The organism is Shewanella sp. Isolate13, from assembly GCF_022398325.1.
In the GTDB taxonomy this organism is placed as follows: Bacteria; Pseudomonadota; Gammaproteobacteria; order Enterobacterales; family Shewanellaceae; genus Shewanella.
Map to the genome: position 1 here is coordinate 42,194 of NZ_JAKEVD010000021.1, position 17,228 is coordinate 59,421.

At 44.7% G+C, this 17,228-nt stretch carries 13 protein-coding genes; 9 read left to right on the forward strand and 4 right to left on the reverse strand.

What is annotated here, in order from left to right:
• Positions 1 to 68: 68 nt before the first annotated feature.
• Positions 69 to 1,907, reverse strand: a complete 1,839-nt coding sequence (locus tag L1D44_RS13955) for a M2 family metallopeptidase (protein ID WP_239891530.1) — start codon at positions 1,905 to 1,907, stop codon at positions 69 to 71.
• 182 nt (positions 1,908 to 2,089) lie between these two features.
• Here L1D44_RS13955 and L1D44_RS13960 point away from each other — a divergent pair, with 182 nt between their 5' ends.
• Positions 2,090 to 2,737, forward strand: a complete 648-nt coding sequence (locus L1D44_RS13960) for a TetR/AcrR family transcriptional regulator (protein WP_239891532.1) — start codon at positions 2,090 to 2,092, stop codon at positions 2,735 to 2,737.
• Between the two features lie 5 nt (positions 2,738 to 2,742).
• The gene (locus L1D44_RS13965; RefSeq protein WP_239891534.1) at positions 2,743 to 5,025 is read left to right on the forward strand and encodes an acyl-CoA dehydrogenase; all 2,283 of its coding nucleotides are present in this window, start codon (positions 2,743 to 2,745) and stop codon (positions 5,023 to 5,025) included.
• A gap of 87 nt (positions 5,026 to 5,112) precedes the next feature.
• Here the strand turns inward: L1D44_RS13965 and pyk are convergent, their stop codons facing one another.
• Entirely contained in the window at positions 5,113 to 6,549 is a 1,437-nt protein-coding gene (gene pyk / locus L1D44_RS13970; RefSeq protein WP_239891536.1) for a pyruvate kinase, read from the reverse strand.
• 183 nt (positions 6,550 to 6,732) lie between these two features.
• Complete coding sequence (locus L1D44_RS13975; protein ID WP_012155570.1) at positions 6,733 to 7,587, reverse strand: MurR/RpiR family transcriptional regulator; 855 nt, start codon at positions 7,585 to 7,587, stop codon at positions 6,733 to 6,735.
• Positions 7,588 to 7,902: 315 nt separating this feature from the next.
• Here L1D44_RS13975 and zwf point away from each other — a divergent pair, with 315 nt between their 5' ends.
• The 4 genes from zwf to L1D44_RS13995 are packed head-to-tail and all read left to right on the forward strand — an operon-like array spanning position 7,903 to position 12,594.
• Positions 7,903 to 9,375, forward strand: coding sequence for a glucose-6-phosphate dehydrogenase (zwf, locus tag L1D44_RS13980; protein WP_239891580.1), 1,473 nt, complete (start codon positions 7,903 to 7,905; stop codon positions 9,373 to 9,375).
• A 9-nt stretch (positions 9,376 to 9,384) separates the two neighbouring features.
• On the forward strand, positions 9,385 to 10,089 hold the full coding sequence (gene pgl / locus L1D44_RS13985; protein ID WP_239891538.1) for a 6-phosphogluconolactonase: 705 nt from the start codon (positions 9,385 to 9,387) through the stop codon (positions 10,087 to 10,089).
• A gap of 9 nt (positions 10,090 to 10,098) precedes the next feature.
• On the forward strand, positions 10,099 to 11,925 hold the full coding sequence (gene edd / locus L1D44_RS13990) for a phosphogluconate dehydratase (RefSeq protein WP_239891541.1): 1,827 nt from the start codon (positions 10,099 to 10,101) through the stop codon (positions 11,923 to 11,925).
• A gap of 21 nt (positions 11,926 to 11,946) precedes the next feature.
• Complete coding sequence (locus tag L1D44_RS13995) at positions 11,947 to 12,594, forward strand: bifunctional 4-hydroxy-2-oxoglutarate aldolase/2-dehydro-3-deoxy-phosphogluconate aldolase (protein WP_239891543.1); 648 nt, start codon at positions 11,947 to 11,949, stop codon at positions 12,592 to 12,594.
• 80 nt (positions 12,595 to 12,674) lie between these two features.
• Here the strand turns inward: L1D44_RS13995 and eco are convergent, their stop codons facing one another.
• Positions 12,675 to 13,256, reverse strand: coding sequence for a serine protease inhibitor ecotin (eco, locus tag L1D44_RS14000; RefSeq protein WP_239891545.1), 582 nt, complete (start codon positions 13,254 to 13,256; stop codon positions 12,675 to 12,677).
• 514 nt (positions 13,257 to 13,770) lie between these two features.
• Here eco and dmeF point away from each other — a divergent pair.
• From dmeF to L1D44_RS14015, 3 genes are all read left to right on the forward strand, one after another.
• Complete coding sequence (dmeF, locus tag L1D44_RS14005) at positions 13,771 to 14,766, forward strand: CDF family Co(II)/Ni(II) efflux transporter DmeF (protein WP_239891547.1); 996 nt, start codon at positions 13,771 to 13,773, stop codon at positions 14,764 to 14,766.
• Positions 14,767 to 14,792: 26 nt separating this feature from the next.
• Positions 14,793 to 15,212, forward strand: a complete 420-nt coding sequence (locus tag L1D44_RS14010; RefSeq protein ID WP_239891549.1) for a MarR family transcriptional regulator — start codon at positions 14,793 to 14,795, stop codon at positions 15,210 to 15,212.
• A gap of 309 nt (positions 15,213 to 15,521) precedes the next feature.
• Complete coding sequence (locus tag L1D44_RS14015; RefSeq protein WP_239891551.1) at positions 15,522 to 17,141, forward strand: phosphoethanolamine--lipid A transferase; 1,620 nt, start codon at positions 15,522 to 15,524, stop codon at positions 17,139 to 17,141.
• Positions 17,142 to 17,228 lie beyond the last annotated feature (87 nt).

The window sequence follows — 17,228 nt, forward strand, 5'->3', positions numbered from 1 at the left end:
CCCGAAGGTAAGATGGCCTTTTTGTTTTAGTACCAATCTGCAAATATTAGCAGGCTAGTCGGCGTTTTTTACCAACCACACTGTCGGTTAGCAGTTTTGTTTTGCTCATCTAGCCAAGTTTGCAGCGGCGCAAAGTAATCGAGTACCGCATTGGCGTCCATCTCTTTAGTGCCTGTCACAGCGGCTAAGGCTTCAGGCCATGGCTTACTCTGGCCCATCTCTAACATGGTGTTTAACTTAGCACCGGCTTCTTTATTGCCGTAGATACTACACCTATGCACTGGGCCATTATCGCCAGCAATCTCACATAAAGACTGATGGAACTGGAATTGCAGGATATGGGCTAAGAAATAACGTGTATAAGGGACATTGCCCGGTACGTGGTACTTGGCGCCTGGGTCAAAGTCAGTTTCGCTGCGGGCGATAGGGGCTTTAACACCTTGGTATTTTTCCCGTAAATCCCACCATGCCTGGTTATATTGCTCTGGAGTGATCTCGCCGCTGAACACTTTCCAGCGCCATTGGTCGATCATTAAACCAAAGGGCAAGAATGCGACTTTATCCAGAGCTTGCTTTAGCAGTAGGCCAATATCTTTAGACTCATCAGGAACCTCATCAAGTAAGCCTATCTGCTTGAGGTAGTTCGGTGTGATAGATAGGGCAACCGTATCGCCTATTGCTTCATGGAAGCCATCGTTGGCGCTATTTTTAAAGATAAACGGTTGTTCTTTATAGGCACGTTGATAGAAGTTGTGGCCGAGTTCATGATGGATCACGGTAAAGTCTTCGGCGGTCTTTTGAATACACATCTTGATGCGGATATCATCGCGGTTATCCAGATCCCAAGCCGAGGCGTGACAAACCACGTCACGGTCTTCAGGCTGGACAAATAAAGAGCGCTCCCAGAAAGTGTCGGGTAGTGGCTCGAAACCTAAAGAGGTAAAGAAGCCTTCGGCTTGCTCAACCATCTTTATCTCATCATAATTGTGCTTGGCTAACAGTTCGGTGACGTCATAGCCAGGATCGGCATCTTCAGGGGCCACTTGATTGTAAATATTGCCCCAACTCTGTGCCCACATATTACCCAGTAGGTGAGCGGGTATTGGGCCCGATGCTGGAGCGACCTCATCACCATATTGCTCGTTCAGTTCACCACGAACGTAACAGTGTAGCGAGTCATATAGGGGTTTGACTTGGCCCCATAGTCGGTCGAGTTCGGTTGAAAATTCATCAGGTTTCATATCGTAATTGCTACGCCAAAGCTCAGATAGGTTAGCGTAACCAAGATCTTTTGCTCCCTCGTTAGCCAGCTCGACTTCTCTTTCAAACAGGGGACGCATGGGTTTAGCTATCTCTCGCCAGCCTTGCCAGACTTCCAGCAATTCATCGGGATTTTTAGACTCGCCCATAATGGCCGATAGCTCGGGCTGAGTGAGGCAACGGCCATCTTCGAAGCAATACTTACCTTTACCGTATAAACCGTTCAGTTCGGCGCTGATCTTTGCTAACTCGGCGTTTTTAGCAGGATCAAGAGGAGCGGGGAGTACGATTGAGCTTCGTAGAATATTGAGTTTACGTTTTTCTTGAGCGCTTAAGGGGAGGTCGGCGTACTGAGCCGATTTAGTCGCGAGCTCGACCGATGTCGCGGTGTATTTTTCAGAAACGCTAGCGGCAAGTGCTGCGGTATCCTGAGTAATAAAGTTGCTGTAGATCCATTCAGAGCGATTAATCTCAATAGATAGATCGGCCATCTTAGATTCTGCATCCTTGATAAACTGTTTTGCTTCTATGGTCTTATCGGCGCTTACTTCTGTACTCTCAACATCAGTGCTATTACAGGCAGCAACGCCAAGTGTTAACGCTATGATTGCCGACAGCTTAGAAACCTGAACTAGGTTTTTATTCATCGTTTAAATCCCTTGTTATTATTGTGTTGCTTATTTTACTTATTTTGTTGCTGATTAATAGCGGATTAAAACAGGTATGCCAACGATGCGTCTGTTTTGGCCGATATCGGGATTTTGTTTGACAATGGGCAAGCGAATGTTTAATTTAAACGAGTGTTTTAAATAGATATAAAGGCAACGGAATGGCAAATCGCTCCGATACAAAAACAAGAATACTCGATGCTGCGGAAAAATTATTTGCAGAAAGAGGTTTCTCAGAGACCTCTCTAAGACTAATTACCAGCAAAGCAGAGGTAAACCTTGCGTCTGTTAATTATCATTTTGGCTCTAAAAAAGAGCTAATTAGAGCGGTATTGGCCCGTTACCTCGATGTGTTTATGCCTAGCGCTGCAGACGCTATCATCTCAGTTCAAAAAAACAATGCCGACGCGTCGTTAAACGATATATTCTCAAGTTTAGTCGCCCCACTGCTCGATCTGAATAGTTTAAGAACCGAAGGTACCACAACCTTCCTGCAACTACTTGGTCGTGGCTATATAGAAAGCCAAGGTCACCTTCGCTGGTTTATCACCACACATTATGGCCAGTATTTGGGGCAATTTGTAAAGGCTGTCGCCCAAAGTGCACCGCATATTCCGCCTGCAGAGATGTTCTGGCGACTACACTTTACCTTAGGCACGATCGTCTTCACCATGGCCTCAGCCGATGCACTAACCGAAATTGCAGAAGCCGACTTTGGGGAGCACAATGATATTGAAGCTGTTATTAGAAAAGTCATTCCGTATTTGTCTGCCGGAGTGTCCGTTCCACTTACTAAGGATGTAATGTAAAACTTATGGCTACGACATTACTAGTGCTATTGCTTATCGCAATAGTGGTTGTATTCAGTGTTAAAAATATCAGGATGCAGTTAATCACGCGTCCTGTTTTCAGTTTTTTCAAAAAAGTGCTGCCACCGCTCTCCAATACTGAGAAAGAAGCGATGGAAGCGGGTGATGTTTGGTGGGAGGGTGAGCTATTTAAAGGCAAGCCAAACTGGCAGGTACTTCACAGTTACGGTAAACCGACTCTGACCTCAGAAGAGCAGGAGTTTATCGATAACCAAGTCATGACCGCATTAACTATGATCGATGATTACAACATAGTTAATGATAGAAAAGACTTACCGCCTGAGCTCTGGGATTACTTTAAGAAAGAGGGATTTTTCGCGCTTATCATCCCTAAAAAGTACGGCGGCAAGGCATTTTCAGCCTACGCGAACTCAACGATTGTCAGTAAAATTGCCAGCCGTAGTGTTAGTGCTGCGGTCACCGTTATGGTGCCGAACTCATTGGGCCCAGGTGAGCTATTGACCCATTACGGTACTAGCGAGCAGAAAGATTACTGGCTACCACAACTTGCCGATGGCCGTGCGATTCCATGCTTTGCGTTAACAGGCCCAGAAGCGGGCAGTGATGCAGGCGCTATCCCCGATTCAGGTATCGTTTGCCGTCAAGAGTTTAACGGTGTAGACACCTTAGGTTTAAAGCTTAACTGGGATAAGCGTTATATTACCCTTGCGCCAGTGGCTAATGTACTCGGTCTTGCCTTTCAAATGTATGACCCTGACGGCCTTCTCGGTGATACTAAGCATATCGGTATTACCTGTGCCTTGATCCCAACCGATCATGATGGCGTTGAGATAGGTAGCCGTCATAACCCACTCAACTTGGCCTTTATGAACGGCACAACTCGCGGTAAAGATGTGTTTATCCCACTGGATTGGATTATCGGTGGTTCACAATACGCAGGGCGTGGTTGGAGAATGTTGGTTGAGTGCTTATCGGCAGGGCGCGGTATTTCATTGCCTGCACTGTCAACGGCTTCAGGTCATATGGCGACCAAGACAACGACCGCTTACAGCGCCGTTCGTCAGCAGTTTGGTTTAGAGATCGGTAAATTTGAAGGCGTACAAGAAGCGCTAGCTCGTGTGATCGCCAATACTTATCAGCTTGAAGCGGCTAGACGCTTAACCACTACCGGAATCGACTTAAAGGTTAAACCTTCTGTGGTGACTGCGATCGCTAAGTATCATATGACAGAGCTTGGCAGAAAAGTTGTCGATGATGCGATGGATATCCAGTCGGGTAAAGGGATTCAATTGGGGCCGAAGAACTATTTGGGTCACGGTTATATGGCGCTGCCAATCTCTATTACTGTTGAAGGGGCGAATATTTTAACCCGCAGCCTGATGATCTTTGGTCAAGGGGCGACGCGTTGTCACCCATATGTATTGGCTGAAATGGAAGCGGCGGGCATGGAAGATAGCAGTGCTGGCCTTGAGCGTTTCGATGCCTTATTGCTTGGGCATATTGGTTATGCTACGCGTAATGCCTTTAGTGCCTTGGGTAACGCCTTGACTGGAAGTCGTTTCGCTCAGTCACCTGTTAGTGGTGAAACTAAGCAGTATTATAAAGATATGACCCGTTTATCTGCAGGTTTAGCCCTGATGACCGATGTCTCTATGTTGATCTTAGGTGGTGACTTAAAACGCAAAGAGATGCTCAGTGCGCGTATGGGCGATGTGTTAAGTCAGCTCTACTTGGGCTCAGCCACATTGAAGTTATTTGAAGATAACGGTCGTCAGTTTGATGACTTACCTGCAGTGCGCCATGTAATGGCGACTCGCTTGCACTTAGCTGCCAAAGCGCTCGATGAAGCGATTCGTAACTTCCCTAATCGTGGCGTGGCGTTATTGCTTCGAGCATTAATTTTCCCACTGGGTAATCGCTTTAAAGACGCCAGTGACAAGCTATCGATTGAGCTTGCTAATGCGATGAGCCAGCCAGGACCTGCCCGTGACAGACTGACGTTTCTTTGTCCTGACTTTGAGGGAGATATCGGTGGTATTGCCGAAGTCGAAAATGCGTTTGTTGCTAAGCATGCATGTAAAGGCCTGTATAAAAAGCTTAAGAGTGCACAGAAAGAGGGCAGTTTGCCCGTTAAGTTAGCGCCATTGGCATTGTTTGATGCTGCGCTAGAGATATCATTGATCACCGAGCAAGAACATCAAAACTTAGTGAAAGCCGATGAGCTAAGATTAGCGGCCATCGCCGTTGATGAGTTCGAAAAGCTTTAACTGATTTAAGGGGTAATAAAAAAGGTACGCAATGCGTACCTTTTTTTTAGCTAAAGCCATAAACGTTTATGGCATTATAGTATGCGCTTAAACGACAACAACCTTACTGGTGTTAGTGCCACCAACGGTTTCCATCGCATCGCCCTTAGTCATCATCGCCATATCACCTTTTTGTAGGTAACCCGCTTGAGCTAAGGTGTCGAGTGCCTTTTGTGCAACCGCTTCTGGAGAATGGGTTGTCGAATCAAAGTACACTGGTTGAACACCACGATAAAGTGCCATCTTAGCCAAAGTAGACTCATGACGAGACAGAGCAAAAATTGGCAGGGCAGAGCTGATGCGTGACATCATCTCTGGAGTTGCACCTGATTCGGTCAATGCGATAATCGCCTTGATACCTTCAAGGTGGTTGGCAGCATACATGGTCGATAACGCAATGGTTTCTTCGATAGTTGTAAACTGCTGATCCAATCTGTGCTTAGACACTTGAACACTTGGGTGAGACTCGGCGCCTAAACAAACCTGAGCCATGGCTTTAACCGTTTCTTCTGGGAAGTCACCAGCTGCGGTTTCGGCGCTAAGCATTACGGCGTCAGTACCATCGAGTACTGCGTTCGCAACGTCCATCACCTCTGCACGTGTTGGCATTGGGCTAGAGATCATTGACTCCATCATTTGAGTTGCCGTGATAACAGGCTTATTCAATTGACGAGAACGGCTGATAAGCTTCTTTTGTACAGCAACAAGTGCAGGATCACCGATTTCAACACCTAAGTCACCACGAGCAACCATCACTGCATCAGATGCAATGATCACATCATCCATCGCTTCGTCTGTAGCAACGGCTTCTGCACGCTCCACTTTAGACACGATCAATGCGTTGCTACCCGCTTTACGCGCTAAATCACGTGCGTAATTAAGATCTGCTCCGCTTCTTGGGAAAGAGACGGCAAGGTAGTCAACATTAATCGCTGCAGCAGTAATGATGTCTTGCTTATCTTTTTCAGTTAGCGCTGCGGCCGAAAGACCACCGCCTTGCTTGTTGATACCTTTATTGTTTGATAAAGGACCGGCAACCGTCACAGTGGTGTGAACCTTGTTACCTTCAACACTTTCAACGCGCAACTGAACGCGACCGTCATCAAGCATTAAGATGTCACCAAGACTGACGTCTTGTGGTAACTCTTTATAATCGATACCGACTTGGTTCTCATCACCTTCACCTTTCGCAAGATCAGCATCAAGGGTATAGGCTTGACCAAGCTCTAACATCACCTTTTTGTTGTCTTTGAAAGTAGAGATACGGATTTTAGGACCCTGTAGATCGCCTAAAACAGCAACATGAACACCGAGCTCTTTTGCAATCGCTCGAGTATCGTCTGCGCGTTTCTTATGATCTTCTGGTGCACCGTGAGAGAAGTTTAAGCGAACAACGTTAGCGCCGGCAGCAATAATGCGGCGTAAGTTGTCATCACGGTCGGTGGCTGGACCCAAAGTTGTTACAATTTTGGTTCTGCGGAACATGACATACTCCGTTAAGTTTAAAAAATTCTGACCCTATATTAACAGACAATATCCTTTAATGTAGTAAAATTACGAGCAAAATGATCTAACTCAAGTTTTTAATTTTGTGACCTATTCCAACATATAGCTGAAAACAGGCAATTCAACCTAAGCCAAATTGCCTAAATTCTTGTAGGAAGTCAGTTACAGAACTGGATCTTTGTCTATTCTTGATTCTTTTAACACTTCCTTTACTCGCTTCAAATTCTCACGGAAACGAGGACCTCGTCTAAGTGTAAATCCTGTCGCTAGCACATCTATTATAACTAATTGTGCTAAACGTGAAGCCATAGGCAAGTACATATCGGTATCTTCTGGTACTTCCATTGTTACGGGAAGTGTACACACAGTTGATAGCGGCGAATGTCTGGCAGTAATGCCGATAACTGCTGCGCCATTTTCTCTCGCAAGTTTTGCGATATCGATAAGCGACTTAGTACGGCCTGTATGGGAGATCAATACCACTACATCGCCCTCGTTACTGTTTATACAGCTCATACGCTGCATAAGAACATCGTCGAAACTGATGACAGGCACATTAAAGCGGAAGAATTTATTTTGAGCGTCATGGGCAACGGAAGCTGACGCGCCTAGGCCAAAGAAGGAGATTTTTTTAGCCTGGGTAAGAATGTCTACCGCCTTGTTGATAGCAGCGGTGTCGATACTTTGTCTAGCGGTATCTAAAGAGGCCATTGAAGATTCGAAAATCTTAGTGGTGTATGAGTCAGGACTATCGTCTTCTTCAACATGGCGGCTAACATAAGGCGTACCGTTAGCTAGGCTTTGCGCTAAGTGGAGTTTAAAGTCTGGAAAGCCCTTAGTATCGAGGCGGCGACAGAAGCGGTTAACCGTTGGCTCACTTACATCTGCCATCTTAGCCAGCGTTGCAATACTCGAGTGAATAGCGGTCTGTGGCGAAGATAAAATGACTTCTGCAACTTTACGTTCAGATTTACTAAAATGGGTAAGGCTTTTCTGCACCTTTTCTAGGGTATTCATATGCGTACGTCCACTCAATAGTAATGTAGCTTTATTATATTTTGATGAAGTTTTGAATTTGTCGTTTGATTACCGTTAATTACAGAGCGCTATGGCCTACATTAATTTATAATGACAACAGGTACAAACACGATAATTTTTAGTAATTTTATCACGAAAGCATATCAGATTATGGCGTAACATAGCTAATAGGCTAACTTGAAGTTTATTATAAAATTTAGATGCAATTAGTGATTTGTGTTGTTATATTACAACAAACGTGTGAATACTCATCAAAAATGATGGGGCACAGTGTCAAAAGGAGATTTTGAAGCGATGGGCATTACGACACCTAAAGCCAAAGCTTGTGATTTTGTTCTATTTGGTACCAAGGGAGATCTTGCCAAGCGTAAGTTACTTCCTTCTTTATATCAGCTTGATAAAGCTAATCTGCTAAATGTCGATACAAAAATTCTCGGCGTTGCAAAAGATGAGTTTAGCCAAGAAGAATACCGTGAGCTGGTGGTAAACGCCTTAACGACTTTTGTTAAAGACAAGCTTTGTGAAGAGACGGTGAGTCGTTTCTTAGACAGATGTCATTATGTAGGCACTAACTTTACTGAGTCTGAAGGCTATCGGGCTTTCCATGATATTCTCGAGCCAGAAAAACGCGTTATGGTGAGTTACTTTGCCACGCCACCCGCTATTTTCGGTGATATTTGTCGTTGTCTTCACGAACAAAACCTCATTTTCCCAGACTCTCGTGTCGTTCTAGAAAAACCCATCGGTTCCGATCTCGCAAGCTCTCGCATCATTAACGATCAAGTCTCAGCCTATTTCGAAGAAAGCCAAGTTTATCGTATCGACCATTACTTAGGTAAAGAGACGGTACAGAATCTTCTTGCGCTGCGCTTCGCTAACTCTCTCTTTGCCTCTAAGTGGGATAACCGTACTATCGATCATGTACAGCTAACGGTTGCTGAAGAGGTGGGCATCGAAGGCCGTTGGGGTTATTTCGATAAAGCCGGTCAGATGCGTGACATGATCCAAAACCATCTTCTACAGGTATTGACCTTAGTTGCTATGGATCCACCTGTTAACTTAGATGCTGACAATATTCGTGACGAAAAAGTCAAAGTTCTTAAGTCGCTGCGCCCAATAAACGCCGACAACATATACGAAAATACGGTTCGCGGCCAGTATAGCTCAGGCTTTTTAAAAGGAGCCCCTGTTCCGGGTTACCTTGAGGAAGAGGGCGCAAATGTTCAGTCAAACGCTGAAACCTTTGTTGCCTTGCGCGTCGATATCGACAACTGGCGCTGGGCTGGCGTGCCTTTCTACCTTCGTAGCGGTAAGCGTATGCCATTCAAGAGCTCTGAAATTGTGGTGTACTTCAAGAACCCACCGCACAACTTGTATAGCTCTAACTACCGTAACCTGCCACCTAACAAACTGACGATTAGATTGCAGCCTCACGAAGGGGTTGAAATCCAGATGTTGAACAAGGTGCCAGGTCTTGGTGAAAAGCAACGCCTGCAAACGACTAAACTGGATTTAAGTTTCTCTGAGACTTTCAAGAGCGAGCGCATTGCCGATGCCTACGAGCGTTTATTGCTTGAAGCCATGTTAGGTAATCAAGCACTGTTTGTTCGTCGTGATGAAGTCGAGCAGGCATGGAGCTGGGTCGATGGTATTATTCAAGCTTGGGAAGAGACCGACGAGAAGCCGAAACCTTATCCAGCTGGTACTTGGGGGCCTGTAGCTTCTGTCGCGCTTATCACTAAAGACGGCCGTTCTTGGGACGAATAAGGGGATCCAATGATTAAAGAAACCGTTTTTAAATCATTTGATAATAAAGAAGCACTAGAGGCTCAACTTGCCGAGCGTATCGCTAATCAACTGCAAGAAGCAGTGGATTCTCGTGGTAAAGCGAGCCTAATCGTATCTGGTGGATCGACTCCGCTTAAGCTATTTGAATTGCTAAGTAAGAAGGCGATCGACTGGAGTGATGTGTTTATCACCCTTGCCGATGAGCGCTGGGTCAGTCCAGAACACGGCGATTCAAATGAGCGCTTGGTGAGAAATCACTTACTTAAAAACCGAGCCGCCAGTGCAAAGTTTCGCGGTTTAAAGAACATGTACTCTTCGCCAGAAGAGGGTTGTGACATGACCATAGAACAGCTTGGCAGTTTTCCAAAGCCATTTGATGTTGTTGTATTGGGTATGGGTAACGATGGTCATACCTGCTCTTGGTTCCCATGTGCAGCACAAGCTGAGTTAGATAACGCTTTAACAACGAGTGACCTGTGTGTTGCAGTCAAACCAGGCAACGCACCGCATTCAAGGATCTCTTTGTCAAAATCTGCGATCTTAGCCAGCCGTCAAATCTATCTACATATCGTTGGTGAGCAAAAACTTGATGTTTACCGACAAGCACTAGCAAACGATGACAGTCGTGAAATGCCGATCCGAGCCGTTCTCGGACAGCATAAAACACCTGTTGATGTTTACTGGAGCGCTTAAGGAGTAATTATGCACAGCGTTGTACAATCTGTTACCGACAGAATTATTGAACGAAGCAAAGATTCTCGCGCTAAATATTTAGCGGCGCTCGATGATGCTAAGAATCAAGGGGTTCACCGCAGCGCGCTAAGTTGCGGAAACTTGGCCCACGGTTTTGCCGCTTGTAACCCAAGCGACAAGGCTTCTATCAAGCAATTGAATAAAGCCAACATAGGTATTGTCACCTCATTTAATGACATGTTATCGGCTCACCAGCCATATGGTGAATATCCTGACATGTTGAAGCAAGCCTGTAATGAAGTCGGCAGTGTGGCTCAAGTTGCTGGCGGTGTGCCGGCAATGTGTGATGGCGTGACTCAAGGTCAACCGGGCATGGAGCTGAGTCTTTTAAGCCGTGAAGTGATCGCAATGGGCACTGCCGTTGGACTATCGCACAATATGTTCGACGGGGCGTTATTGCTCGGTATTTGCGATAAAATTGTACCGGGTCTATTGATTGGTGCACTAAGCTTTGGTCACCTGCCGATGCTGTTTGTGCCCGCAGGCCCAATGAAGTCGGGCATTCCCAATAAAGAGAAGGCGCGCATTCGTCAAAAATATGCTCAGGGTGAAGTCGATAGAGCTGCGTTGTTAGATGCAGAGTCTAAGTCTTACCACAGCGCGGGTACTTGTACCTTCTACGGAACCGCCAACAGTAACCAGTTGATGCTTGAGGTGATGGGTCTGCAATTACCGGGCTCATCTTTCGTTAATCCTGACGATCCACTGCGTGACGTGTTAAGTAAGACTGCTGCTAAGCAAGTTTGCCGTTTAACCGAAACGGGCACGCAATATACGCCTATTGGTAAAGTGGTATCAGAGAAATCTGTGGTCAATGGCATCGTTGCACTATTGGCAACAGGTGGCTCGACTAACTTGACCATGCACATTGTTGCTGCGGCGCGTGCTGCAGGCATTATTGTCAATTGGGATGATTTTTCAGAGCTTTCTGACGCTGTACCGCTTCTTGCACGTGTGTACCCAAATGGTCATGCCGACATCAACCACTTCCACGCTGCGGGTGGTATGGCGTTCTTAATTAAAGAGCTACTCGATGGTGGCTTGCTACATGAAGATGTCGATACCGTTGCTGGTTTTGGTCTTAAGCGTTATACCCAAGAGCCACAAATTCGTGATGGTGAACTAAAGTGGGTTGAAGGACCGCAAACAAGTTTAGACACCGAAGTGTTAACTGGACTAAATGCGCCGTTCCAAAGCAATGGTGGCCTTAAGTTACTAAAAGGTAATCTTGGTCGAGCAGTGATTAAAGTTTCTGCGGTTCAAGAGCAGCATCGCGTTGTCGAAGCTCCCGCTGTTGTTATCGATGATCAGAACAAGCTTGAAGCATTATTCAAAGCTGGTGAACTCGATAAGGACTGCGTTGTTGTCGTTAAAGGCCAAGGCCCTAAAGCCATTGGCATGCCAGAGCTACACAAGCTCACGCCAATTCTAGGTACGCTTCAAGACAGAGGGTTCAAGGTAGCTCTGCTAACCGACGGCCGTATGTCTGGCGCATCGGGTAAAGTGCCTGCAGCGATTCATTTGACACCAGAAGCGCTAGATGGCGGTTTGATTGCTAAGATCCATAATGGTGATTTAGTTCGAGTCAATGCGACAACCGGTGAGCTATCGCTGTTAGTTGATGAATCTGAGCTCAATGCTAGAGTCGCCGATAAGGTCGATCTGCATAAAACAAGTTATGGAATGGGACGAGAGCTTTTTGGTGCACTACGCGCTAGCTTAAGTAGTCCAGAAACTGGTGCACGCAGCACTAGTGCAATTGATGAACACTATTAGAGTTTAAGGAAGAGTAACGCAATGCTTGAGAATAACTGGTCAATACAGCCACAAGATATTTTTAAACGCAGCCCTATTGTTCCTGTCATGGTGATCAATAAGATTGAACATGCTGTGCCGCTTGCTAAGGCGCTTGTTGCGGGTGGCATCTCTGTTTTGGAAGTGACACTACGTACCGACTGTGCATTGGAAGCTATCACTAAGATTGCTCAAGAAGTGCCAGAAGCACTAGTGGGCGCGGGCACCATTTTAAATAAGGCACAGCTAGAGCAGGCAATTAATGCCGGCGCACAGTTTGTTATTACTCCAGGTGCAACAACGGAGCTGTTAGAGGCCGCAATGCAAGGCACAACGCCGCTCATTCCTGGCGTGGCTAGCATCTCAGAAGTGATGAAAGGTATGGCACTGGGTTACACAAACTTTAAGTTCTTCCCAGCCGAAGCGTCGGGCGGTGTGAATGCTCTTAAAGCCTTCTCTGGCCCACTTGCCGATATTCGCTTCTGTCCAACAGGTGGCATTACTCCAAGTAGCTATAAAGATTACTTGGCACTTAAAAATGTTGACTGTATCGGTGGTAGTTGGATTGCGCCGACAGATGCGATGGAGCAGGGCGACTGGGAGCGCATTACAGCCTTGTGTAAAGAGGCGATTGGTGCACTGAAAGCTTAATTTACCAAAGCAAATTACTCGCATAAAAAAGCTACCCTAAGGTAGCTTTTTTTATATCTAACTCCTTTATAGCCAAATAATTATTTCGCGGCTTCACCTGAGTAGCTAAATGGCGACTCCACTTTCCATACGCGGTAACGCACCTGCGTATTTTCTGGTAGATAGAATACTTTAGGTAAGCGGCTATCGTATTTCAGCATCAGATCATCACGGATCGGCAAGAACTTTTCTGTTTTAGCTTGATCGAAGCAGGCCATCATAGTGCTAGGCCCCTCGCTAATTGAGTCTACTTGATAATAGTTATAACCCCATCCTTTCACCGAGTGCTGCTTGAGCTCACCATTTAAACCATGCTTGTTACAGTCGACCATTTTTGTTTGTCCAATCTGGATCTCTACCCTGTAGTCCGCTTCATTTTCAAGCTTAGGTAAGGTCAATATATGCTGGACTTGACCTGTTTGTGGGGCTGGAAACATCTTAGTCTCTTTTGTCGTACTGTAGTCATTAGCCGTATACATTTGCGCGCTGATCATATTTTGATTAACTCCAGATGGATGAGCTGGACTGGTTGCACTGGCATTGAATGAAAAGGCCGAAAGAATCAAAGAAGAAGCCAAAAGAGTACGAGTAAAACGTGTGTTACCAGTAGTGAATAAAGTCATAAAATCTCCAAAATAAAAAGGTATTGTCTGTGTTCAATACCTCTATAAACGGGGCAGTTTTCAAAAAGGGTTAAAAAAATTGAAAAAAATATATTAAGACCTGGATTAGAGAAAATACCCATGAATTCAAACTTAATATAGAGCCTATTATTACTGCTCCCAACAATTACTATTCCTTTATGACTGTGAGGTTCGGATAAAGTTCGCTTTTAGTTACCTCATTATTAGTAAAGCTTTTTACGCCGCTCGCCATCCATTTATAGTCACTAGAAAAAGCGCAAGATCACATAAAAGTGACCCTCTGTTGTGTTATCAGCTTCAAAAGCGCAAACTTAGTTTGAGTATCAAAATACTTGGTGTTCTAATAATTAGTCTGTCAAACATTTAGTTTGCTAGCCATTGAACTCGCGTTGACTAGGCTTAGCAGTAAATAGAAACGATTGATAAGAGCTAAACGCTAGCCGGGGCATTGATGGCTAGACGTTATAATGAAAAAGATTCAAGGGTGTTTTTTATGATCCATGGTGAACAGGCGACAGTGAACTGCGCAGATAAACAGAAATTTTCGACTCAAAATAGTGCAGGGGAGCGTAACACTGCCTATGTATTAGTGCTGACGATAGTCACTATGCTGGCAGAGATCATTGCTGGTACCGTTTATGGCTCTATGGCCTTACTTGCCGATGGCTGGCATATGGGAACCCATGCCGCTGCTTTTATGATCACATTATTCGCCTACCGTTATGCTCGTAAACATGCTAATTCTGCCGAATTTTCCTATGGAACAGGTAAGGTCAGTGTTCTTGGAGGCTATACCAGTGCCATCGCATTGGGATTAGTGGCCCTCGTGATGTTGGCAGAGTCGGGAGCTAGGATATTCAACCCCCATGAAATCCATTTTAACGAGGCTATTTTAGTGGCCATCATTGGTCTGATCGTTAATGTGGTGAGTGTTTTCTTGTTAAAAGATCACCATGGCCACGATCATAGTCATAGTCACTCTCATAGTGACGGTCATGGTCACAGCCATCATGAGCATGATGGGCATAAAGAGCTGAGCCATGAAGAAAAGCACCACGGCCATGATCATAATCTACGAGCCGCCTATTTTCATGTCCTTGCCGATGCGCTCACATCTATGTTAGCGATTGCCGCATTGTTGATGGGAAAATATTTCGGTCTTACATGGTTAGACCCTGTTATGGGCATTGTTGGGGCATTGATTATAAGTCGCTGGGCGTGGGGGCTATTAAAACAAACGGGCCCAGTATTGCTTGATGCGAGCATTGAGCAAACCTATATGCAACAGATTAAACACGCGATAACTCAAGAAAGTGCCCAGCTTATCGATCTTCATGTTTGGAAGATCAGTGCAGATCATTATGCAGCTAGCATGGTTATTGGGGTGGAAAGTGCTAAGGATGCGGGGTATTTCAGACAAAAGTTATCACATTTTGAGCGCTTATCTCATGTCACTATTGAAGTGAATCCTATTGCTCAGGCACAATAAGCCGATACTGACTAGGAATTAAATAAATGAAAAACCACGATGATAGCTTAAATCATGCAATGATCGAATTTTATGAGAAGCTGTCATCATGGGAAATGGCGGTCGTCAAGGATAAAGGCTTTAGCTTGCCTCAAGTACATACCGTTGAGATCCTGGGGCTAAACGGCCCCATGCGCATGAAAGAGTTGGCACAAAAAATCGGGATTACTACCGGCACCTTAACGGTTCAAGTCGATAAGATGGTCGATGCTGGCCTTGTGATCCGTACTCCTCATGCCAATGATAGGCGCTCTATTTTAGTCGAGCTCACCGACAGCGGACGAAGCATGTTTGAAGAGCATGACAAACTGCATATGCAGCTAACGCAAGATCTAACTGTCAAATTTACAGAGTCTGAGAGAATTCAATTATTAGATTTTTTCGAGAGGATTAATCGCGAATTTTAGTGCTTGCTGGCACACTTTTTAGCCTTGTTCCATTTATACTGACTGATATTATCCCTCTCATGCGGCTGCTCCTCTGTGAGCGCCCCTTAAGTCTTTTCAACTGAGCTAAGCCCACAGAATAGCGATCTACTTTCATTGTTAGCATTGGTGTATTTCTCTTTGCTGTTACAAACGATACATTATTAGCAAAAATGTTTTGTAACTTTGATTGATACACTATTAGCGTTTTTGTTGCGGTGGTAATATGTGCCTCTGTGACAGGCGTTCAATGCCTGTTGGGCTTAATTTCTATAAAAAGTGAGTAAAATAGTGTTGTCGCGTCTTAAGAATTTAACCAGCATTCAATTTTCATTACTCCTATCGATTTATTATGTATGTGTATTTAATATCCCGCTTTTTCTAGTTGTGAAACAGGGGGTAGACAAGCAACCAGATGTCAACCTGGCGTTTATTGCGACTATGCCATTACTGTTAGTTTTCGCGCTGTCTTTTATCTTCAGTCTTTTTTGTATCAAGTATCTGGCAAAGCCATTTTTCATTGTGCTCACCTTGATGTCATCTAGCGTGTTTTTTGCCGCTTTGCAGTATGGTGTGGTTTTTGACTATGGCATGATAGAGAACATCTTTCAGACCAATCAATCTGAAGCAGGGACTTACTTGAACTGGGCGTCGTTGGTTAACTTTGCCCTCACTGGTGCACTGCCGGCGCTGCTGATCTATAAAGTCAATATTCAATACAAGCCCTTTACTAAAGAGCTGATGCACAAAGTACTCTTTATGTTGGCTATGTTGGGCGGCATCGTAATTATCGCCATGTTTTATTATGAGAATTATGTTTCATTTGGCCGTAATAACGACACTATCAAGCGCTATATCATTCCTACTTACTTTGTCGGCTCTACCATCAAATATATAGAAGTTAATTACCTACAAAAGCCACTTGAATATAAACAAATCGGCTTAGATGCTAAGAATACAACTGACAAAGCCAAACCCAATCTAGTGGTATTGGTGGTTGGTGAAACAGCCAGAGCGGCAAATTATGCGTATTATGGTTACGATAGACCGACCAATGCATTTACTAAAGACCAAGGGTTAGTAACATTTAAAGATACTCATTCTTGCGGCACCGCAACGGCGGTATCTTTGCCCTGTATGTTTTCTCGAATGGATAGGGATAATTACAACTCTCGACGGGAGAAAGCTCAAGACAGTGCTATCGACGTGTTAAATCATGCGGGGATCCAGCTGGAGTGGCTTGATAACGACAGTGGCTGTAAAGGGGTCTGTCAAAACATTGAGAACATTACGATAGATCATAATAGTGATCCCAAATTATGTAATGGTGAGTATTGCTACGATCAAGTATTGCTAAATGAATTAGATAAGCGACTAAAGTCAATTAAGCGCCAAGATACCTTGTTAGTGTTGCATATTATCGGTTCCCATGGGCCTACCTATTATCTGCGCTATCCTGAGCAGTATCGGCACTTTGTACCTGATTGCCAACGAAGTGATATTCAAAACTGTAGCCATGAAGAGTTGGTTAATACCTACGACAATACGATTTTATATACCGATTACATTTTATCTCAGGTCGTGAAGAAACTAGAAGCCGAGCATGGCCAATTTGATACGGCAATGCTTTACCTATCTGATCATGGAGAGTCACTGGGTGAAAGTGGCATGTACCTTCATGGTACGCCGTACTCATTTGCGCCGGATGAACAAACCAAGGTGCCTTTTTTAGCTTGGTTCTCAGCGGGTTTTGCCGAGCAGAATCGACTCAATTTAACCTGTTTGGCTGAAGAAGCGCAAAAAGGTGGATTTTCCCACGATAACTTATTTGATAGTTTGCTTGGATTGATGAACGTTAAAACTGAAATTTACCGCAAAGATTCCGATGTTTTTTCGGCTTGTCGGAAATAAATTGATTCTATTAGTAACATTTATTAATAAAAGGGGTGGCAACGCTCTCTTTTTTGTTTAAAGTATTGATAATTATGGATATCGATC

Coding starts and splice junctions, on each gene's coding strand:
- L1D44_RS13955 (WP_239891530.1), bottom strand. CDS start 1,907: ATGAATAAAAACCTAGTTCAGGTTTCTAAGCTGTCGGCAATCATAGCG.
- L1D44_RS13960 (WP_239891532.1), top strand. CDS start 2,090: ATGGCAAATCGCTCCGATACAAAAACAAGAATACTCGATGCTGCGGAA.
- L1D44_RS13965 (WP_239891534.1), top strand. CDS start 2,743: ATGGCTACGACATTACTAGTGCTATTGCTTATCGCAATAGTGGTTGTA.
- pyk (WP_239891536.1), bottom strand. CDS start 6,549: ATGTTCCGCAGAACCAAAATTGTAACAACTTTGGGTCCAGCCACCGAC.
- L1D44_RS13975 (WP_012155570.1), bottom strand. CDS start 7,587: ATGAATACCCTAGAAAAGGTGCAGAAAAGCCTTACCCATTTTAGTAAA.
- zwf (WP_239891580.1), top strand. CDS start 7,903: ATGGGCATTACGACACCTAAAGCCAAAGCTTGTGATTTTGTTCTATTT.
- pgl (WP_239891538.1), top strand. CDS start 9,385: ATGATTAAAGAAACCGTTTTTAAATCATTTGATAATAAAGAAGCACTA.
- edd (WP_239891541.1), top strand. CDS start 10,099: ATGCACAGCGTTGTACAATCTGTTACCGACAGAATTATTGAACGAAGC.
- L1D44_RS13995 (WP_239891543.1), top strand. CDS start 11,947: ATGCTTGAGAATAACTGGTCAATACAGCCACAAGATATTTTTAAACGC.
- eco (WP_239891545.1), bottom strand. CDS start 13,256: ATGACTTTATTCACTACTGGTAACACACGTTTTACTCGTACTCTTTTG.
- dmeF (WP_239891547.1), top strand. CDS start 13,771: ATGATCCATGGTGAACAGGCGACAGTGAACTGCGCAGATAAACAGAAA.
- L1D44_RS14010 (WP_239891549.1), top strand. CDS start 14,793: ATGAAAAACCACGATGATAGCTTAAATCATGCAATGATCGAATTTTAT.